This is a genomic window from Micromonospora sp. CNB394 (assembly GCF_000374985.1).
GTDB classification, from domain to species: domain Bacteria; phylum Actinomycetota; class Actinomycetes; order Mycobacteriales; family Micromonosporaceae; genus Micromonospora; species Micromonospora marina.
Window position 1 is genome coordinate 679,986 of record NZ_KB895825.1, and the last position, 17,670, is coordinate 697,655.

Genomic DNA, 17,670 nt, shown 5'->3' on the forward strand with positions numbered 1-17,670 from the left:
CAGGCGACAATCGGGCGCATGCGGTTCGGTGTGCTCGGCGAGACCCAGGCGTACGCGGCCGACGGCAGCCTGCTGCCCGTCGCCGGCGGGCGGCTGCGCGCGCTGCTGGTGCTGCTGCTGCTCGACGCCGGCCGCACCGTGGCGCCGCAGCGTCTCGTCGACGGCGTGTACGGCGACCGGCCGCCCGAGCAGGCCACGAACGCACTCCAGTCGCAGGTGTCGCGGCTGCGGCGGCTGCTGCCGGGCGCGCCCGTCGAGTTCGGTCCGGCCGGCTACCGGCTGGCCGTCGACCCCCAGCGGGTGGACGTGCACCGGTTCACCGGGCTGGCCGCTGCCGGGCGGGCGGCGCTGGCCGCCGGTGACCCGGCCGCCGCGGCGGCGTTGCTGCGCGACGCGCTCGGCCTGTGGCGCGGTGAACCCCTCGCGGACGTGACGGACGCGCCGTTCGCCGACGCCGAGGCGGCCCGGCTGCGCCAGGCGCGCCTGGCCGCGGTCGAGGACCGGGTCGAGGCGGAACTGGCGCTGGCACCGGCCGGCGCGCCGCTGATCGCCGAGCTGCGCGACCTGGTGGCCGCGAATCCACTGCGGGAACGGCTGCACGGGCAACTGATGCGTGCCCTGCACGGCGGCGGCCGCCGCGCCGAGGCCCTCGCCGCGTACGCCGACGCCCGCCGGGTCCTGGCCGAGGAACTGGGCACCGACCCGTCGGCGGAGCTGGCCACGCTGCACACGGCGCTGCTGCGCGACGACGCCGCGCCACCCGCCCGGCTGCCCAGCCCGCTGACCAGTTTCGTCGGCCGGGAACCGGAACTGCGGCGCGTGCACGACCTGCTCGGCGCGGCGCGGCTGGTCACCCTGCACGGCCCGGGCGGCGCCGGCAAGACCCGGCTGGCCACCACCGTCGCGTCCGGCCACGACGGGCCGGTGTGCCTGGTGGAACTGGCCGCTGTGGCGACCGGCGCGCCGGTCGCGCCGGCCGTGCTGGCCGCGCTGGACCTGCGCGACGCCGGTCTGCGCACCCCCGGCGGCCCGGCCGACCTGACCGGCCGGCTGGTGGCCGCGCTGGCCGACCGGCGGCTGCTGCTGGTGCTGGACAACTGCGAGCACGTCATCGACGACGCGGCCCGGCTGACCGGCGCGCTGCTCGCCGCCGCACCCGGACTGCGGGTGCTCGCCACCAGCCGGGAGCCGCTGGGCCTCACCGGCGAGGCGCTGTGCCCGGTCGGCGGGCTGCCCGCCCCGGACGGGCCGGCCGCACCGGAGACAGCCGCCGGGTACCCGGCGGTGCGGCTGTTCACCGACCGGGCCGCCGACGTGTCGCCCGGGTTCACCCTCGACGCCGTCACCACCCCGGCGGTGCTGCGGATCTGCCGTACCCTCGACGGGCTGCCGCTGGCCCTGGAGCTGGCCGCGGCGCGCCTGCGGGCCCTGCCGGTGACGCAGGTCGCGGCGCGTCTGGACGACCGGTTCCGGCTGCTGCGCCGCGGCGACCGCACCGCGGCGCCCCGGCACCGCACGTTGGAGGCGGTGGTGGGGTGGAGCTGGGATCTGCTCGACGCCCCGGAGCGGCGGCTGGCCGCCCGGATGAGCGTGTTCGCCGGCGCCGCCGACCTGGCCGCGGTGCAGGCGGTGTGCGCGCCGGACGCCGGGGACGTCGTGGACGTACTCACCGGGCTGGTGGACAAGTCGCTGGTGGAGGCCACCGGCGGGCGCTACCGGATGCTGGAGACGATCCGCGAGTTCGCATCCGCCCGGCTGGCCGAGGGCGGCGGCACCGGGCGGATCCGGGACGCGCACGCCGCGTACTTCCTGGACCTGGCGCTCACGGGCGACGCGGCGCTGCGCGGCGGCGGCCAGGACCGGTGGCTGCGCCGCCTGGACGCCGCGCGTGACGACCTGCACGCGGCGCTGCGGCACGCGGACACCGCGACCGGGTTGCGGCTGGTCGCGGCGCTGGCGTTCTACTGGTGGCTGCGGGGCATGCGCGGTGAGGGCGCGGCCCTGGCCCGGCGGCTGGTCGACCGGCTCGACGGCCCGCCCGGCGGCCTGGCCGAGGAGTACGCGTTGGCTCTGCTGGTCGCCACGCTCGCCGGTGGCGGCGACCGCAGCGAGGTCGACGCCGCGGCCCGGATCCTGTGGACCCTGGCCCGGCCGCCCCGGCACCCGTTCCTGCTGTACCTGTCCGGCATGGCCAGCGGCCCCCCGTCACCGCAGGACGCGGCGGCGCTGCACGAGCAGGCCGTCCGGGACCGGCTGATCGGCGCCGACCCGTGGAGCCGGGCGCTGGGCCTGCTGGGCACCGCGATGGTCAGTCTGCTGCACCACCGGCACGCCCAGGCCCGCACCGACCTGGACGCCGCGCTGGCCGGCTTCCGGGCCCTCGACGACCGCTGGGGCATGATCGTGACACTGTCCACCCGCGCCGAGGCCGCCTACCGCGCCGGTGACGTCGCGTCCGCGGCCACGCCGATGGCGGAGGCGCTGGACCTGGCCGAGCAGCTCGGCTCCACGCTGGACCTGGCGGAGCTGCTGCGTACCCGCGCCGACGGTCGGCTGGCCGCCGGTGACCTGACCGGCGCGGCCGAGGACTACCGGCGGGTGCGGCGCATCGCCGGCCCGGCCGGCGCGCCGGAGCTGGTCGCCGCCGCGTACCTGGGGCTCAGCGAGATCGCCCGCCGCGACGGCGACCCGCAGCGGGCGCGGGCGCTGTGCGAGCAGGCGGTCGCGGACTGCCCGACGGGCTGGTTCGGTGCCGAGGTGGTGCGGCTGGCGGCGCTGGTGACGCTCGGGCAGCTCGCCGACGCCGCCGGCGACACCACGCGGGCCCACGCCTGCTACCGGCAGGTCCTCACCGCCGACGACGGCGTGTGGGACGCGCCGGTGGTGGCCGCGGCGGTCGACGGGCTGGCCGGGCCGCTGCTGCGCGACGGCGACCACGAGTCGGCGGCCCGCCTCCTGGGCGCGGCGGCGGCGCTGCTGGCCGGCACCGCCGCGGCCGACGCCCCGGCCGGCACGCCGACCGCCGCCACGCTGCGGGAACGCCTCGGCGAGGCGGCGTTCGCCACCGCGTACGCCCGGGGCGCGGACCTGCCCCGGCAGCGGGCGCTGGCGCTGCTCGACGGCCGCTGACCGGCGCGGCGCCGCCCGGTGCGCGCGCGGTACGCGCCCGGTCAGCGACCCCGGTGACGCTGACGCCCATGACCGACGACACGACGGCCGTGCTGGCCGACGGGATACGGAAGACGTACGGCCGCACCACCGCCCTGGACGGCTTCGACCTGGCCGTGCCGGCCGGCACCGTGTACGGCGTGCTCGGCCCGAACGGGGCGGGCAAGACCACCGCGGTGCGGATCCTCACCACGCTGCTGCGTTTCGACGCCGGCCGGGCCACGGTGGCCGGGTACGACGTCGCCGCCGCCCCGGACCGGGTCCGCCAGGCGATCAGCCTGACCGGCCAGTACGCGGCGGTCGACGAGGTGCTCAGCGGACGGCAGAACCTGGTGCTGTTCGGCCGGCTGCGGCGGCTGTCCGCGCGCCGGGCCCGCCGCCGCGCCGAGGAACTGCTGGACCGGTTCGGCCTGACCGAGGCCGCGGACCGGTCGGCCGGCGGCTACTCCGGCGGGATGCGCCGCCGCCTGGACCTGGCGGCCAGCCTGGTGGTGCCGCCGCGGGTGCTGTTCCTCGACGAGCCGACCACCGGCCTGGACCCGCGCAGCCGCAACGGCCTGTGGACGGCGGTGCGGGAACTGGTCGCCGACGGCACCACGGTGCTGCTGACCACCCAGTACCTGCAGGAGGCCGACCACCTCGCCGACCGGGTGTGCGTCATCGACGCCGGCCGGGTCGTGGCCGAGGGCACCCCGGAGCGGCTGAAGGCCCGCATCGGCGCCGACCGGCTGGAACTGGTGGTCCGCGACGCGGCGGACCTGCCGGCGGCGGCGGCGGTGGTGGAACGCGCCACCGCCGCGACCGCGACTGTGGACCCCGGGCTGCGCCGTGTGGACGCGCCGGTGGCCGACCGGATCGCCGTGCTCACCGCCGTGCTGCGGGCCCTCGACGAGACCGGGATCGCGGTGGAGGACGTGCTGGTGCGCCGTCCGACGCTGGACGAGGCGTTCCTGCGGCTCACCGGCGGTCACACCGGCGCGCAGCGGGTGGGGGTCGCGTCGTGAGGACACTGACCGACGGGTGGCTGATGGCCGGGCGGAACATGCGCCACGTGGTGCGTGCCCCGGAGGAGATCATCCTCTACTTCAGCCTGCCGATCATGTTCGTGCTGGTGTTCGGCTACGTGTTCGGCAGCGGCATGACGGTGCCGGGCGACGGCAGCTACCGGGAGTTCCTGCTGCCGGGCGTGTTCGTCATGACGATGCTCTACGGCCTCGGCGCGACCGCGTCGGCGGTCGCGGTGGACGCCGGCCGGGGCGTGGTGGACCGGTTCCGGTCCCTGCCGATGGCCCGGTCGGCGCTGCTGTCCGGCCGCGCCGCCGCCGACCTGGTACGGGCCTGCCTGGAGATGACCACACTTGTGGTGTGCGGGCTGCTGGTCGGCTGGCAGTGGCGTGCGGGCACCGGCGCGGCGCTGGCGGCGGTGGCGCTGATCCTGCTGCTGCGCGTCGCGATGACCTGGGTGGGCATCCTGTTCGGGCTGCTCGTGCCGAACCCGGACACGGTCGCGGTGGTGGTGTTCCCGCTGGCGTTCCCGCTGACCGCCCTGTCCAACGTGTTCGTGGCACCGGAGCTGATGCCGGACTGGCTGGGCGCGATCGCCGCCTGGAATCCGCTGTCCGCGACGGTGGCGGCGGCCCGGGACCTGTTCGGCAACCCGGGCCTGGGCGGGGATTCGTGGCCGGCCCGGCACGCGCTGGAACTGGCGGTCGTCTGGCCGCTGGCGCTGATCGCGGTGGCCGCACCGGCGGCGGTGCGCCGCTACCGGCGGCTGGGCCGCTGACAGGGATATCGGGGGGATGAAATCGGGGCGCGGCCGAAGCCGCGCCCCGATGCTCCCAGGCCCTTCCCGGCCGGTGGGGCGAAGACGATCGGCGCCGACCTTCGGACCGACCCGACGTGGACTGGCTGCCCCCGCCTGGCCGTTGTCTACTGGCCGTGCCTCTCACCCTGCCCGTACACCGGTAACCGCGGCCGGTTCGCGCCGCCCCGCCGACCCCCGCCCGCTGGACCTGGCCGCCGCAACCTTCCGGTCGCTCGGCCAGCGGACGAAGGGACGAAGCGAACAACAGCCGCTTCCCGTGGTAGGACTCAAAGACGGTACGGCGTAGCCCCCCGCCGCTGTCAACCCACCCGGGCCTGTCGTGTGTTGCGACACGGCGTGTCGCGTCGGCGCGTCTCGATTCCTGAGCGCGGCTCAGGCACCCAGGTGGTGCCGCAGCATCGCCGCCGCCGCACCCGGATGCTCCTGCGCGAGCAGCCCCGCGGCGGCCAGCACGTAGTCCACGTCCACGACCGGGCGGGCCGCCCGCGGCAACGCCCACCCGCCGGCGTGATCGGTGAGCACCGCGTCCAGCACCGCCTCCGCGGCACCCGGCTCGGCGTGCCGCAGCACCCCACCGGAGCCGACGAGCAGCTTCACCTCCCGCAGGTCCCGCCCGGCCCGCTCCCCCGTCGCCGCGCCCCGCGCGTGCCGCCGCAACGCCACGGTCGCGGCCAGCGCCGCGATACGCCGGTCCACCGCCCGCTCGCCGTCACCGGCGGGCAGGAACCCCGGGTCGGCGGCCCGTACCGCCGCCGCGGCCGCCAGCTGCGGCTCCTCGGCCGCGTCGAGCAGCCGCTCCTCGACGGCGGCGCGCACCACACCAGGCGCGCTCCACCGCATGCCCAGGTCACCCTCGACGGTGCGGGCCCGCCACAGCGTCCCGGCGACCTCCTGACCGGGGCCGCTGTCGCGCTCGTCGGGGGTGAGCACCGAGTACACGTCAGTGGTGGCCCCGCCCACGTCCACCACTGCGAGGTCACCGCCGAGCGTCCCGGCGAGAACCTCCACGCCCGTGAGCACCGCGTCGGGGGTGGCGGCGCGGACCAGCCGCGCGAACCGGGCCCCGCGGGACAGCTTCTTGCCGCCGATGACGTGCCGCAGGAACACCTCCCGGATCGCCGCCCGCGCCGACGCCGGCTCCAGCACCCCGATGCGGGGCAGCACGTTGTCCGCCACCGTCACCGGCACCCCCGCGCCCGCCAGCAGCGCGTGCAGGTCGTCGCGCACGTCGGCGTTGCCCGCGAGCACCACCGGCACCCGGAACCGGGCCCTCGCCAGCCGCGTCGCGTTGTGCGTCACCGTCTCCGCGTCACCGCCGTCGGTGCCGCCCACCAGCAGCACCACGTCCGGGCGGGCCGCCCGCAACGCCGCCACGTCCGCCCCACCCAGACACCCGGCCGCCACGTGCACCACGTTCGCGCCCGCCGACAGACCGACCCGCCGGCCCGCCTGAGCGGTGACGAGGGGCTCGTAACCCACCACCGCGAGGCGCAACCCGCCCCCGGCCGACGAACACACGTACCAGGGCACCTCAGCGACCCCCGCCGACGCGACGGCCGCGCCGACCGCGGTGTCCAGGCCGTGCAGCACATCCGTACCCACCGTGGTGGGCGCCGACGCCGCCGCGACCAGCCGGCCGCCGTCGACGTCCACCACCGCCGCCTTCGTGTACGTCGACCCGACGTCGGCGCAGACGACAGCGCTCACGTTCACGCCCGGCTGTCCACTCACGCCGACGGGGGCACGACCACCGTGCCGGTCGCGGTGACCGCCACGATCGGCTCGTCGAGCACCTCGGCGGCCGACTCGCCCCGGTCCGGGCGCCCCCGGCACACCACCGTCGCCGCGAAGTCGATGGTGCGGCTGCGCGTGCCCACCCGGGTCACCGTCGCCGTCACCTCCAGCACGTCACCGGCCTTCATCGGCGCCCGGAACTGCACATCGGCGTACGCGGCGAACAACCCCTCGTCGCCGTCGGTACGGATGCACACCTCGGTGGCCACGTCCCCGAACAACCCCAGCGCGTACGCCCCGTCGACCAGGTTGCCCGCGTAGTGGGCGTGGGAGTACGGCACGTACCGGCGGTGGACGACGGTCAGACCGACACGCGGATCGCTCATGGAGTGTTCGCCTTCCTGGAGGTGATCAAAGCGTGGACGAGGTAACTGGCGACCTCACCCGGAGTGGTGCCCCGGCCGAAAATCCGATCCACGCCCAGCTCACCGGTCATCGTCTCGTCGAACCGCGGCCCACCCACGATCAGCAGCGGCCGGCGCCCGGCCGGCATCGCCTCCCGGAACGCCGCCGACATCTCCCGCGTGTTGTGCAGGTGCGCGTCGCGCTGCGTCACCACCTGCGACACCAGCACCGCGTCGGCGCGTTCCCGCCGGGCCGCCTCGACCAGCTCCGGCACGCTCACCTGCGCGCCCAGGTTCGTGACCTTCAGCTCCCGGTAGTACTCCAGGCCCTTCTCCCCGGCGATGCCCTTGACGTTGAGGATCGCGTCGATGCCGACCGTGTGCGCGTCGGTGCCGATGCACGCGCCCACCACCGACAGCTTGCGCCGCAACTGCCGCTTCACCACCGCGTTCACCTCCTTGGCCGACAGCAGCGGATAGTCACGCTCCACCACCTGCACCTTCGCCAGATCCACCAGGTGGTTCACCCGCCCGTACACCACGAAGAACGTGAACCCGTCACCGATCGGCTTGGCGTGCACCAGCATCGCCGGGTCCATGCCCATCCTGTTCGCGAGCTGCACCGCCGCGCCCTCGGCCCGCTTGTCGTGCGGCACCGGCAACGTGAACGACACCTGCACCATCCCGTCACCGGTGGTGTCCCCGTACGGCCGCACGACAGTCTTCTCACTCACCGGGGTTGCTCCAGGATCTCGGTGGCCGGGTTGTCGTAGTCCGCCTCGTGCCGCGCCACACCATCGAGGCCCTTGCCCCGGTCCGCCGGCCGCTTCATGATCCCGAACGTGCCCTCGGCGATCGCCGTCAGCAACGACTGGTCCCCGATGCGCTCCAGCAGATCCACCGCCTCACCGAGCACCCGGTGCGCCCGCTGCTGGATGAACCCGCCCGGCGCCGGCACGAAGTCCTCGTGCAACCCGCCCGCCGCGCCCAGCACGTACCGCACGTTCTGCAGCGCGATGTCCCGGTCCGACAACCACGGCGTCACCACCGCCTCGGTCATCATCCCCACCAGCAGGATCCCCTGCCCGGTCATCGTGCCCACCAGGTTGAAGAACCCGTCCAGCAGGTTGCCCCGGAACACGTCCCCGGTCATGTGCTTCGTCGGCGGCATCCACTTCAACGGCGCGTCCGGGAACAACTCCCGCGCCAGCAACGCGTGCGCCAACTCCAACCGGAACGACTCCGGCACATCCGGGTTGATCTCGAACGCGTGGCCCAGCCCCAACTGCCAGTCCGCCAGCCCCGCCTCGTGCGCGAAGAACTCGTTGAGCAGCTGCGACACCGTCACCGTGTGCGCCTCGTCCACCGCATCAGCGGTGGTCAGGTAGTTGTCCTCACCGGTGTTGATGATGATCCCCGCCCGCGCGTGCACCTGCCGCGAGAACCGCTGGTCCACGAACGTACGAATCGGGTTGATGTCGCGGAACAGGATCCCGTACATCGAGTCGTTGAGCATCATGTCCAGACGCTCCAACCCGGCCAGCGTCGCCATCTCCGGCATGCACAGACCCGACGCGTAGTTCGTCAACCGCACATACCGGCCCAGCTCCCGCGACGTCTCATCGAGCGCCGCCCGCATCAACCGGAAGTTCTCCTGCGTCGCGTACGTGCCCGCGAACCCCTCCCGCGTCGCGCCCTCCGGCACGTAGTCCAGCAGCGACTGCCCCGTCGACCGGATCACCGCGATCACATCGGCGCCCGCCCGCGCCGCCGCCTGCGCCTGCGGAATGTCCTCGTAGATGTCACCCGTCGCCACGATCAGGTAGATCCACGGCCGCCGTTGCGGATCCCCGAACCGCTTGACGAGGCGATCCCGCTCCGCGCGCCGCCGGTCGATCGCCCGGATCCCCGCCGCGACCGCCTTACGCGACGCCCGCCGAGCCGCCGTCGCCGCCTTCCCCGACGGCTGCGCGAACCGCACCGACCCCGCCGCCGCCTTCTGCGCCAGCAACGTCACATCCGCGATGCCCTCACGCGCCAGCGCGTCGAACACCGGCACCGCCACCCCGTGCCCCAGCCCCACATCCGCGACCACCGCGTCCACGAGCCGGTTCACCCACGGAATACCGTCCGGGTCCGCGCCGGTCACCCCGGCCAGCCGCAGCACCGCCCGCTCCACCGACACCGTGGTGTGGCTGCGCGCCAGATCCACCACCGGCTGCCCGGCCCGGCGCGCCAACTCCCGCGCCCGCGCTACCAACGCCGGATCCAGCCCAAGCTTCCCTGTCACGAAGACCCTTCCTGATAGATCACGTCACCGCGCAACACAGTGGCCCGGCACACCGGCAGCGGCGTCGGATCGTCCGCGCCCCGCACCTCCGGATCCTCCGCCAGCACCACCGGCAGCCCCCGCTCCACGCCCGCCGGGGTGTCCCACACCGCGAACGTCGCCGGCGCCCCCAACGCCAGCACACCCTCGTTGTCCAGGTGCACCGCCCGCCACCCGCCGCGCGTGTGCGCCGCGAACGCCGCCCGCACACTCATCCGCTGCGCCGGATTGTGATGCGCCGCCGCCGCCCGCACCGAACCCCACGGATCAACCGGCGTCACCGGCGAATCCGACCCGAACGCCAACGCCACCCCGACCCCGTGCATCGCACCCATCGGATTCGACTCCAGCGAACGGGCCAACCCCAGCCGCGACTCGTACATCCGGCCCGCACCGCCCCACAACCTGTCGAACGCCGGCTGCATCGACGCCACGATCCCGTACTCCACGAACCCGGCGATCAACGCCTTGGTCATGATCTCCGCGTGCTCCACCCGGTGCCGGGCCGCCCGCAACCGGTCCACACCCACCGACCGCGCCGCCAGCCCGAACCCCGCAAGCACCGTCCCGATCGCCGCGTCCCCGATCGCGTGGAACCCGCCCTGCAACCCGTGCGCCGCGCAATCCAGCAGATGATCACGCACCTGCTCCGCCGACACGTACCCGTGCCCGCACGCCCCCGCCTCACCGTCCAGGTACGCCGCCGACACGTGCGCCGTCCGCGACCCCAGCGCCCCGTCGGCGAACAGGTCACCACCCGCACCCACCGCACCCAACTCCCGGGCCTTCGCCGCACCCAGCAGCTCACCCCAGTACCCGTACACCTCCGGCACCCCGGCCCCCGAGATCGCCAGCAGCCCGGTGAAGTCCTCCTCGTCGGAGATGTCCGGACCGCCGCACTCGTGCACCGCCGCGACACCCAGCGACGCCGCGTGCTCCAGGGCCCGCCGCTGCGCCGCCACCCGCTGCGCCCGCGAAACCGACCCGAACGCCGCCGCACGCACCACGTGATGCGCGTCCCGCCGCAGCCACCCCGACGCGGCGTACCCGGCCGCCGCCACCACCTCCGGGCACGCCGCCAGCAACCCCGCCGACACCAGCGCCGAATGGATCGACGCCTGCGACAGATACACCCGCCGCCCACCGGCCGCCCGATCCAGCTCCGCCGCATCCGGCAGCGCCGCGTCCACCCACGCCGACTCGTCCCAGCCGTGCCCCAGCACCACCGCGTCACCCGGCAGACCCGCCGCGAACGCCGACACCGCGTCCAGCAGCTCACCCGCCGACCGCACCGCCGACAGATCCAGCCCCGACAACGCCAACCCGGTATCGGTCGCGTGCACGTGCGCGTCCACGAACGCCGGCGTCACCAGCGCACCGCCCAACTCCACCACCCGGTCCGCCGACGGCACGTCCGCGTCCGTGCCCAACCAGGCGATCCGCCCGTCCCGCACCAGCAGCGCCGTCGCGCTCGGGTCCGCCGGACAGTGCAGCACTCCACCGCGATACAGCGTCGAGGGGTTCGTCATGGTCTCAGTCTGCCGCCAGACGAGCCTCGAACAGACCGCGCACCCCCGGCTCGGCCCGCAACAGGTCCAACGCCAGCGTGGCGTGCCCCGGCACATACCCGTTGCCCACCAGCATCGTCACATCCGCGGCCAGGCCCTCCGCGCCCAGCGCCGCCGCCGCGAAACTCGTCGCCATCGAGAAGAAGACCACCGTACCGCCGTCCGCCGTGGCCAGCACCGCGCCGTGCTCACACCCCGGCACGTCCACGCACACCACGGTCACGTCCGCCGGCACCCCCAGCGCCGTCGTCACCGCCGTCGACAACCCCACCGGATCCCGCGCATCCGCCAGCGCCACCACGTCGGCCAGCCCGGCCGCCGTCAGCGCGTCCCGCTCCGCGGCCACCGGAACCACCCCGACGGTACGGGCGGCGCCCGCCCGCCGCGCCGCGGCGAGGGACAACGACCCGCTCTTACCCGCCCCGCCGATCACCGCCACCGACACCGGACGCGGATCCCTCTCCCGGGACCGCCGCGCCACCTGCTCGGCCACCACCCGCGCCGTCAACGCCGGCGCCCCGCACACGTCCAGCACCGCGAGGGACAACTCGGGGTGCAGGTCCGGCGGCAGCACCGCCGCGATCGACCGGGCGAACAGGATCGCGTACCCGTCGCACGGCACCTGCTCGCTGCGCCCGTCCCAGCGGGCCAGCCCGTCGGTGATCGTCAGCGGCGTCAGCGTCAGCGACACGAGCGTCGCCACCCGGTCACCCGCCTTCAGCCCCAGTGGCGACCGGCGGCCCGCCTCCTCGACGGTGCCGATCAGCATGCCGCCCGACCCGGTCACCGGGTTCTGCATCTTCCCCCGCGCCGCCACGATCTCCAGCACCTCGGCGCGGACCTTCTCCCCGTCGCCGCCGTGCTTCTCCGCCAGCTGCCGGAAACTCGCCGCGTCCAGGTTCAGCCGCTCGACCCGGATCCGCACCTCGTTCGCCGCGATCCGCGGATCGGCGTCCAGCCGCCAGGCCGCCTGCGGGAGCACTCCCGCCGGTTCCACGACTCGGTGCAGACCCACCGGTGACGTCACGCCTACCCCCTATGTCCAGCCGCCCGAACCCCCGGCCAGGGGTCGCGTCGCGGGAAAACTTACGGCAGACTAATTTCTTCACCGCAGATTTTCCAGTAGCCTGCACAATTGTTGATCAACCCGCACCCGCTGACGAGGAGGGGCCGTGACCCAGACCCAACCGGTGGAGACCATGCCGACGCCCCGCACCGCGCCGCCCACCGTCCCGGCCGCCGGACAGCCCTACGAATACCGCCGCGCGCCCCTCGTCGAACCCGACTGGACCCGCTTCCCCGGCTGGCGCCACGTCACCCGCGACCAGTGGGAGAGCGCCCAGTGGCAGCGGGTCAACTGCGTCAAGAACATCAAGCAACTGCGCGCCGTCCTCGGCGACACCGTCGACGAGACCTTCTACGCCGACCTGGAGGCCGACCAGAAGGCCCTGGCCACCATGTCCATGCTGGTGCCGCCGCAGATGCTCAACACCATGGCACCGCATCAGCCGATGAGCACCGAGGCGCTGCTCGCCGACCCGATCCGCCGCTACATGATCCCGGTCGCCTCCGACCGGCGCACCGACTGGCCGTCACACCCGTACGCCAGCCGCGACAGCCTCCACGAACACGACATGTGGGTCGCCGAGGGTCTCACCCACCGCTACCCCACCAAGGTCCTCGCCGAGCTGCTCTCCACCTGCCCGCAGTACTGCGGCCACTGCACCCGCATGGACCTCGTCGGCAACTCCACCCCCGCCGTCGACAAGCTCAAGCTCACCCTCAAGCCCGTCGACCGCTACGACGCCCACATCACCTACCTCAAGGCCCACCCCGGCGTACGCGACGTGGTCGTCTCCGGCGGCGACGTCGCCAACGTGCCGTGGCGCAACCTCGAGTCGTACCTGATGCGCCTGCTGGAGATCGAGACGATCCGCGACATCCGGCTCGCCACCAAGGCGCTCATGGGCCTGCCCCAGCACTGGCTCCAGCCCGACGTGGTCGAGGGCCTCGAACGGGTCGCCCGCACCGCCGCCCGCCGCGGCGTCAACCTCGCCATCCACACCCACGTCAACCACGCCCAGTCGCTGACCCCGCTGGTCGCCAAGGCCGCCCAGACCGCACTCGACGTCGGTGTCCGCGACGTCCGCAACCAGGGCGTACTCATGCGCGGCGTCAACGCGACAAACGCCGACCTGCTCGACCTCTGCTTCGCGCTGCAGGGCGAGGCGGGCATCCTGCCTTACTACTTCTACATGTGCGACATGATCCCCAACGCCGAGCACTGGCGCGTCCCGGTCTGGCACGCCCAGCAGCTGCAGCACGACATCATGGGCTACCTGCCCGGCTACGCCACCCCGCGGATCGTCTGCGACGTGCCGTTCGTCGGCAAGCGCTGGGTGCACATGCTCACCGACTACGACCGTGAGCGCGGCATCTCGTACTGGACCAAGAACTACCGCACCTCGATCGAGTCGGCGGACCTGGAGGCACTGAACAAGCGCTACGCCTACTACGACCCGATCGACACGCTGCCCGAGGCCGGCCAGGCCTGGTGGCTCGCGCACAAGGACGACTGACAGGACCCGCAGGCGCACGACGGCGGGCCACCTCATCGCAGAGGTGGCCCGCCGTTCGCGTACTCACTTGTCGAAGGCGTCCTTGACGTCGCGGCCCGCCTGCTTGGCGTGCTCCCCGGCCTGCCGGGCGCGCGCCGTGCTCTGCTCGGAAGCGCCCTCGGCCCGCAACCGCTCGTTGTCGGTGACGTCGCCGATGCGCTCCTTGGCCATGCCGCTCATCTCCTGGGCCTTGTTCTTCGCCTTGTCGGTGAAGCTCATGTCGCCCTCCCTCGTCCGGCTACGCCTTGCCCTTGCCGCGTCCCCGGTGCCGGTCGTCACAAACGCTGTCGACCGGTGCACATCGCGTCATGCGTCCTAGGACAATAGGTTGAAGATGGACGCCCCGGCCGGGGCCGCGGCGTCGTGGTTGACTGGGCCGGTGAACGAGATCCTGCTGATCCGCCACGGCGAGACCACGTGGAGCGCGAGTCACCGGCACACCTCGTACACCGACCTGGACCTGACGCCCGACGGCGAGCGGCAGGCACGCGCGCTGGCTCCCCTGCTTGCCGACCGGCGCTTCGCCCGGGTGTTCTCCAGCCCCCGGCAGCGCGCCACCCGCACCGCCGCCCTGGCCGGGCTCACCGTGAACGCCATCGAGCCCGACCTGGCCGAATGGCACTACGGCGAGTACGAGGGACGCACCACCGCGGAAATCCAGGCCGAACGGCCCGGCTGGACGATCTGGACCGACGGCGGCCAAGGCGGCGAGTCACCGGAGCAGGTGGGCGCCCGCCTGGACCGCGTGCTGGACCGGGCCGCCCCGCTGCTGGAGCAGGGCGACGTCGCGCTCGTCGGGCACGGGCACAGCCTGCGCGCCCTCGGCGCACGCTGGATCGGGCTGCCGCCCTCGGCCGGCGCGCTGCTGCGGCTGGACACCGCCACCCTCAGCGTGCTCGGTCACGAGCACGGCCGGCGGGTGATCAGGCGGTGGAACCTGCCGGCTCCGCCGACGGACGGGGACGCCCCCGACCGGACAACTCGCCACTGATCTTCGGCGGCCGGTGCTCGTACGGCGTGGACAGCACCACAGTGGTGCGCGTGGTGACGTTCGCGGAAGTGCGGATCTCCTGGAGCACCCGTTCCAGGTCGGCCGGACCGGCCACCCGCACCAGCAGGAGGTAGAAGTCCTCCCCCGCCACCGAGTAGCACGAGTCGATCTCGGGCAGGTGCGCCAGCCGCTCCGGCGCGTCGTCCGGCTGCGACGGGTCGAACGGCCGGATCGCCACGAACGCGGTCAGCGGCAGGTCCAGCGCCTCGAACGACACCCGCGCGGAGTATCCCTTGATCACCCCGCGCTGCTCCAGCCGGCGGACCCGCTGGTGCACGGCCGACACCGACAGGCCCACCCGCTCGGCCAGATCCGTGTACGACAGCCGACCGTCCCCGGTCAGCGCGGCTACGATGGCACGGTCGATCTCCTCCACGCGCTGCACAGTAGCCGGAAAAGCGCTCCCATGCCGCACCCGGCCCGCCGCGGTGACGCTCAGCGCGCCGTCCGGTCGCGCACCGCGTCCGCGGCGTAGTTCAGCACCTCCGCCATGTCCTCCTCGTCCAGGAACGGCAGATCGGTGAGGATGTCCGTGACGGACATGCCCTCGGCCATCATGGCCAGCAGGGTGGCCACGGGGATGCGCGACTGCCGCACGCAGGGCGCACCCCCCCATGACGTCGGGGTCCACGGTGATCCGGGGAAAGGTCACCGCGACAGGCTAGCCCTTCGCCAGCGCGCGGGAGATGACCAGCCGCTGGATCTGGTTGGTGCCCTCGACGATCTGGAGCACCTTGGCCTCGCGCATGTACCGCTCGACCGGGTGGTCGGCGACGTACCCGGCGCCGCCGAGCACCTGCACCGCGTCGGTGGTCACCCGCATCGCCACGTCCGTGGCGAACAGCTTCGCCTTGGCCGCCTCGATCGAGTACGGGCGTCCGGCGTCGCGCAGCCGCGCGGCGGCGAGCATGAGCGCCCGCGCGGCGGAGATCTGGGTGGCAGCGTCGGCCAGGCCGAACCCGAGCCCCTGGAAGTCGATGATCGCGCGGCCGAACTGGCGGCGTTCCCGGGCGTAACCGACCGCGTAGTCGAGCGCGCCCTGGGCCAGGCCGACCGCGCACGCGGCGATGCCCAGGCGGCCGGAGTCCAGCGCCGACATCGCGATGGTGAACCCGGCGCCCTCGCCGCTGATCAGCCGCTCCGCCGGCACGCGGGCGTCGTCGAAGGCGATCTGCGCGATCGGCGAGGCGTGCAGGCCCATCGTGCGCTCGGCGGCCTGCGGGTGGATGCCCGCCGTGGACCGGTCGGCCAGCAGGCAGGAGATGCCCTTCGGGCCGGGCCCGCCGGTACGGCAGAAGATGTTGTAGAAGTCGGCCACCCGGGCGTGCGTGATCCACGCCTTGGTGCCGGTCACCACGTACGCGTCGCCGTCGCGCACCGCCCGCGTGGTCAGCGCCGCCGCGTCCGAGCCACCCTGCGGCTCGGACAGACAGTACGCCCCGAGCAGCTCCCCGCCGATCATGTCCGGCAGGAGTCTGCGCTGTTCGTCGGTGCCGAACTGGGCCAGCGGATAGCAGGACAGCGTGTGCACGCTGACCGCCTCGGCCACTGCCAGCCACCGGCTGGCGAGGATCTCCAGCACCTGGAGGTACACCTCGTACGGCTGGGCGGCGCCGCCGTGCTCCTCCGCGTACGGCAGGCCGAGCAGGCCGGCCCGGCCGAGGGTGCGCAACACCTCCCGGGGGAACTCGGCGCGGGCCTCGAAACCGGCGGCGGCCGGGGCCAGCTCCCGGTCGGCGAGTTCGGTGGCGAGGTCCAGCAGGTCGTGGGCCTCGTCGGTGGGCAGGATCCGGTCGACGTTCATAGCGCGATGAGCTCCGTGGGGATGGTGTTGAGCCGTTGCCCGCCGTCCGCCGTGCAGACGACGATGTCCTCGATCCGGGCTCCGTGCCGCCCGGCGAGATAGATCCCGGGTTCGACCGAGAAAGCCATGCCGACTTCGAGCGGCCGGGAGTTGCCGGTCACCACGTACGGCTCCTCGTGGCCGTCGAGGCCGATGCCGTGGCCGGTACGGTGCAGGAAGGCGTCGCCGAAACCGGCGGCGCCGATGATGTCGCGGGCGACCGCGTCGAGGGCCTCGGCGGTCACGCCCGGCGCCACGGCGGCCACGGCGGCGCGCTGCGCCTCCCACAGCACCGCGTAGTAGTCCACGAACTCGGCCGGAGCGGGACCGCCGGCGACGTACGTGCGGGTGCAGTCGGAGCGGTAGCCCGACGGCATGGTGCCGCCGATGTCGACCACCACCGGCTCGCCCACGCCGATCGGGCGGTCCGACGTGCCGTGGTGCGGGCTCGCCCCGTTCGGGCCGGCGGCGACGATGACGAAGTCGGCAGCGGCGTGCCCGGCGGCCCGGATCGCGGCGGCGAGGTCGGCGGCGACCTCCCGCTCGGTGCGGCCGGGGCGCAGCCACTCCCCCATCCGCAGGTGCACCGCGTCGATCGCGGCGCCCGCCTCGGCCAGCGCCGCCACCTCGGCGGACGACTTGCGGATCCGCATCTCCCGCAGCACGTCGGAGGCGAGCCGCTGGGCCGCGCCGGGCAGCGCGTCGCGCAGGGCGAGGACCTGCTGTGCCCACATCCGGTCGGCCAGCCCGAGGGCGCGGACCGGGCCGGGCAGCGCCGCGCGCACCAGCGGCCACGGGTCGGTGCCGTCGGCGTGGTCGACGATCCGGTACCCGGCGCCGGGCGCGGCCTCGGCGTCCGGCCGCTCCAGCACCGGCACGATCAGCGTCGGCTCACCCTCGGCGGGCAGGACCAGGCAGGTCAGCCGCTCCCCCTCGCGGGCGTCGTAGCCAGTCAGGTAGCGAAGGTCGGAACCCGGGGTGAGCAGCAGCGCGTCCAGGCCCGCCGCGGCGGTGGCGCGCTGGGCCGCGATCAGTCGCCCGGCGGGGTACAGTTCCTCGATTCCCACACCCCGAAGCTTAACGGTCGTTTGGGTGCGCGCGGGAGTCCGCCCACGGCTGCGTCCGTCGTA

General features: G+C 74.1%; 16 protein-coding genes. 5 read left to right on the forward strand and 11 right to left on the reverse strand.

The genetic code is table 11. The features are described from left to right. The first annotated feature begins 18 nt into the window (after window positions 1-18). The 3 genes from C569_RS0103145 to C569_RS0103155 all read left to right on the forward strand — a co-directional run bounded on the left by C569_RS0103145 (window position 19) and on the right by C569_RS0103155 (window position 4,951). A complete protein-coding gene (locus C569_RS0103145; protein WP_018784373.1) occupies window positions 19-3,129 on the forward strand; it encodes a BTAD domain-containing putative transcriptional regulator in 3,111 nt (1,036 codons plus the stop codon). 68 nt (window positions 3,130-3,197) lie between these two features. Continuing rightward, complete coding sequence (locus tag C569_RS0103150) at window positions 3,198-4,172, forward strand: daunorubicin resistance protein DrrA family ABC transporter ATP-binding protein (RefSeq protein WP_018784374.1); 975 nt, start codon at window positions 3,198-3,200, stop codon at window positions 4,170-4,172. Then, the gene (locus tag C569_RS0103155) at window positions 4,169-4,951 is read left to right on the forward strand and encodes an ABC transporter permease (protein ID WP_026267637.1); all 783 of its coding nucleotides are present in this window, start codon (window positions 4,169-4,171) and stop codon (window positions 4,949-4,951) included. The genes C569_RS0103150 and C569_RS0103155 overlap by 4 nt, the downstream gene beginning before the upstream one ends. A 414-nt stretch (window positions 4,952-5,365) precedes the next feature. Here C569_RS0103155 and C569_RS0103160 read toward each other — a convergent pair whose 3' ends face one another. Genes C569_RS0103160 through C569_RS0103185 form a run of 6 tightly spaced genes read right to left on the reverse strand, consistent with a single transcriptional unit; the run spans window position 5,366 to window position 12,043 of the window. Further along, a complete protein-coding gene (locus C569_RS0103160) occupies window positions 5,366-6,700 on the reverse strand; it encodes a glutamate mutase L (RefSeq protein WP_026267638.1) in 1,335 nt (444 codons plus the stop codon). Between the two features lie 20 nt (window positions 6,701-6,720). Continuing rightward, window positions 6,721-7,113, reverse strand: coding sequence for a hotdog domain-containing protein (locus tag C569_RS0103165; protein WP_018784377.1), 393 nt, complete (start codon window positions 7,111-7,113; stop codon window positions 6,721-6,723). Continuing rightward, window positions 7,110-7,865, reverse strand: a complete 756-nt coding sequence (locus tag C569_RS0103170) for an OAM dimerization domain-containing protein (protein WP_026267639.1) — start codon at window positions 7,863-7,865, stop codon at window positions 7,110-7,112. Before C569_RS0103170 ends, C569_RS0103165 begins: the two co-directional genes overlap by 4 nt. Beyond that, window positions 7,862-9,421, reverse strand: coding sequence for a lysine 5,6-aminomutase subunit alpha (locus C569_RS0103175; RefSeq protein WP_026267640.1), 1,560 nt, complete (start codon window positions 9,419-9,421; stop codon window positions 7,862-7,864). Before C569_RS0103175 ends, C569_RS0103170 begins: the two co-directional genes overlap by 4 nt. Beyond that, entirely contained in the window at window positions 9,418-10,989 is a 1,572-nt protein-coding gene (locus C569_RS0103180; protein WP_026267641.1) for an amidohydrolase, read from the reverse strand. Before C569_RS0103180 ends, C569_RS0103175 begins: the two co-directional genes overlap by 4 nt. Before the next feature lie 4 nt (window positions 10,990-10,993). Further along, a complete protein-coding gene (locus C569_RS0103185; RefSeq protein WP_018784381.1) occupies window positions 10,994-12,043 on the reverse strand; it encodes a hypothetical protein in 1,050 nt (349 codons plus the stop codon). A 157-nt stretch (window positions 12,044-12,200) separates the two neighbouring features. On the opposite strand from C569_RS0103185, the gene C569_RS0103190 reads away from it, so the two are divergent. Beyond that, a complete protein-coding gene (locus tag C569_RS0103190) occupies window positions 12,201-13,607 on the forward strand; it encodes a KamA family radical SAM protein (protein ID WP_018784382.1) in 1,407 nt (468 codons plus the stop codon). 63 nt (window positions 13,608-13,670) lie between these two features. On the opposite strand, the gene C569_RS0103195 is transcribed toward C569_RS0103190, so the two are convergent. Beyond that, on the reverse strand, window positions 13,671-13,865 hold the full coding sequence (locus C569_RS0103195) for a CsbD family protein (RefSeq protein WP_018784383.1): 195 nt from the start codon (window positions 13,863-13,865) through the stop codon (window positions 13,671-13,673). Between the two features lie 160 nt (window positions 13,866-14,025). On the opposite strand from C569_RS0103195, the gene C569_RS0103200 reads away from it, so the two are divergent. Further along, window positions 14,026-14,637 carry a histidine phosphatase family protein gene (locus tag C569_RS0103200; protein ID WP_026267642.1) on the forward strand — a complete coding sequence of 204 codons (612 nt, stop codon included), beginning with the start codon at window positions 14,026-14,028 and terminating at the stop codon, window positions 14,635-14,637. Here the strand turns inward: C569_RS0103200 and C569_RS0103205 are convergent. From C569_RS0103205 to C569_RS0103220, 4 genes are all read right to left on the reverse strand, one after another. Continuing rightward, on the reverse strand, window positions 14,570-15,073 hold the full coding sequence (locus C569_RS0103205; protein ID WP_018784385.1) for an Lrp/AsnC family transcriptional regulator: 504 nt from the start codon (window positions 15,071-15,073) through the stop codon (window positions 14,570-14,572). The genes C569_RS0103200 and C569_RS0103205 overlap by 68 nt on opposite strands. 59 nt (window positions 15,074-15,132) lie before the next feature. Continuing rightward, window positions 15,133-15,294 (reverse strand): DUF433 domain-containing protein, encoded by a 162-nt coding sequence (locus C569_RS31670; RefSeq protein WP_018784386.1) that lies wholly within the window; start codon window positions 15,292-15,294, stop codon window positions 15,133-15,135. Between the two features lie 64 nt (window positions 15,295-15,358). Then, entirely contained in the window at window positions 15,359-16,501 is a 1,143-nt protein-coding gene (locus C569_RS0103215; protein WP_018784387.1) for an acyl-CoA dehydrogenase family protein, read from the reverse strand. Continuing rightward, a complete protein-coding gene (locus C569_RS0103220) occupies window positions 16,498-17,607 on the reverse strand; it encodes a Xaa-Pro peptidase family protein (protein ID WP_018784388.1) in 1,110 nt (369 codons plus the stop codon). Before C569_RS0103220 ends, C569_RS0103215 begins: the two co-directional genes overlap by 4 nt. Between the last annotated feature and the right edge of the window lie 63 nt (window positions 17,608-17,670).

Excerpts from the sequence above, each read along its gene's own strand:
- C569_RS0103215 (WP_018784387.1), bottom strand. The coding sequence starts at position 16,501 with ATGAACGTCGACCGGATCCTGCCCACCGACGAGGCCCACGACCTGCTG.
- C569_RS0103150 (WP_018784374.1), top strand. The coding sequence starts at position 3,198 with ATGACCGACGACACGACGGCCGTGCTGGCCGACGGGATACGGAAGACG.
- C569_RS0103165 (WP_018784377.1), bottom strand. The coding sequence starts at position 7,113 with ATGAGCGATCCGCGTGTCGGTCTGACCGTCGTCCACCGCCGGTACGTG.
- C569_RS0103195 (WP_018784383.1), bottom strand. The coding sequence starts at position 13,865 with ATGAGCTTCACCGACAAGGCGAAGAACAAGGCCCAGGAGATGAGCGGC.
- C569_RS0103145 (WP_018784373.1), top strand. The coding sequence starts at position 19 with ATGCGGTTCGGTGTGCTCGGCGAGACCCAGGCGTACGCGGCCGACGGC.
- C569_RS0103180 (WP_026267641.1), bottom strand. The coding sequence starts at position 10,989 with ATGACGAACCCCTCGACGCTGTATCGCGGTGGAGTGCTGCACTGTCCG.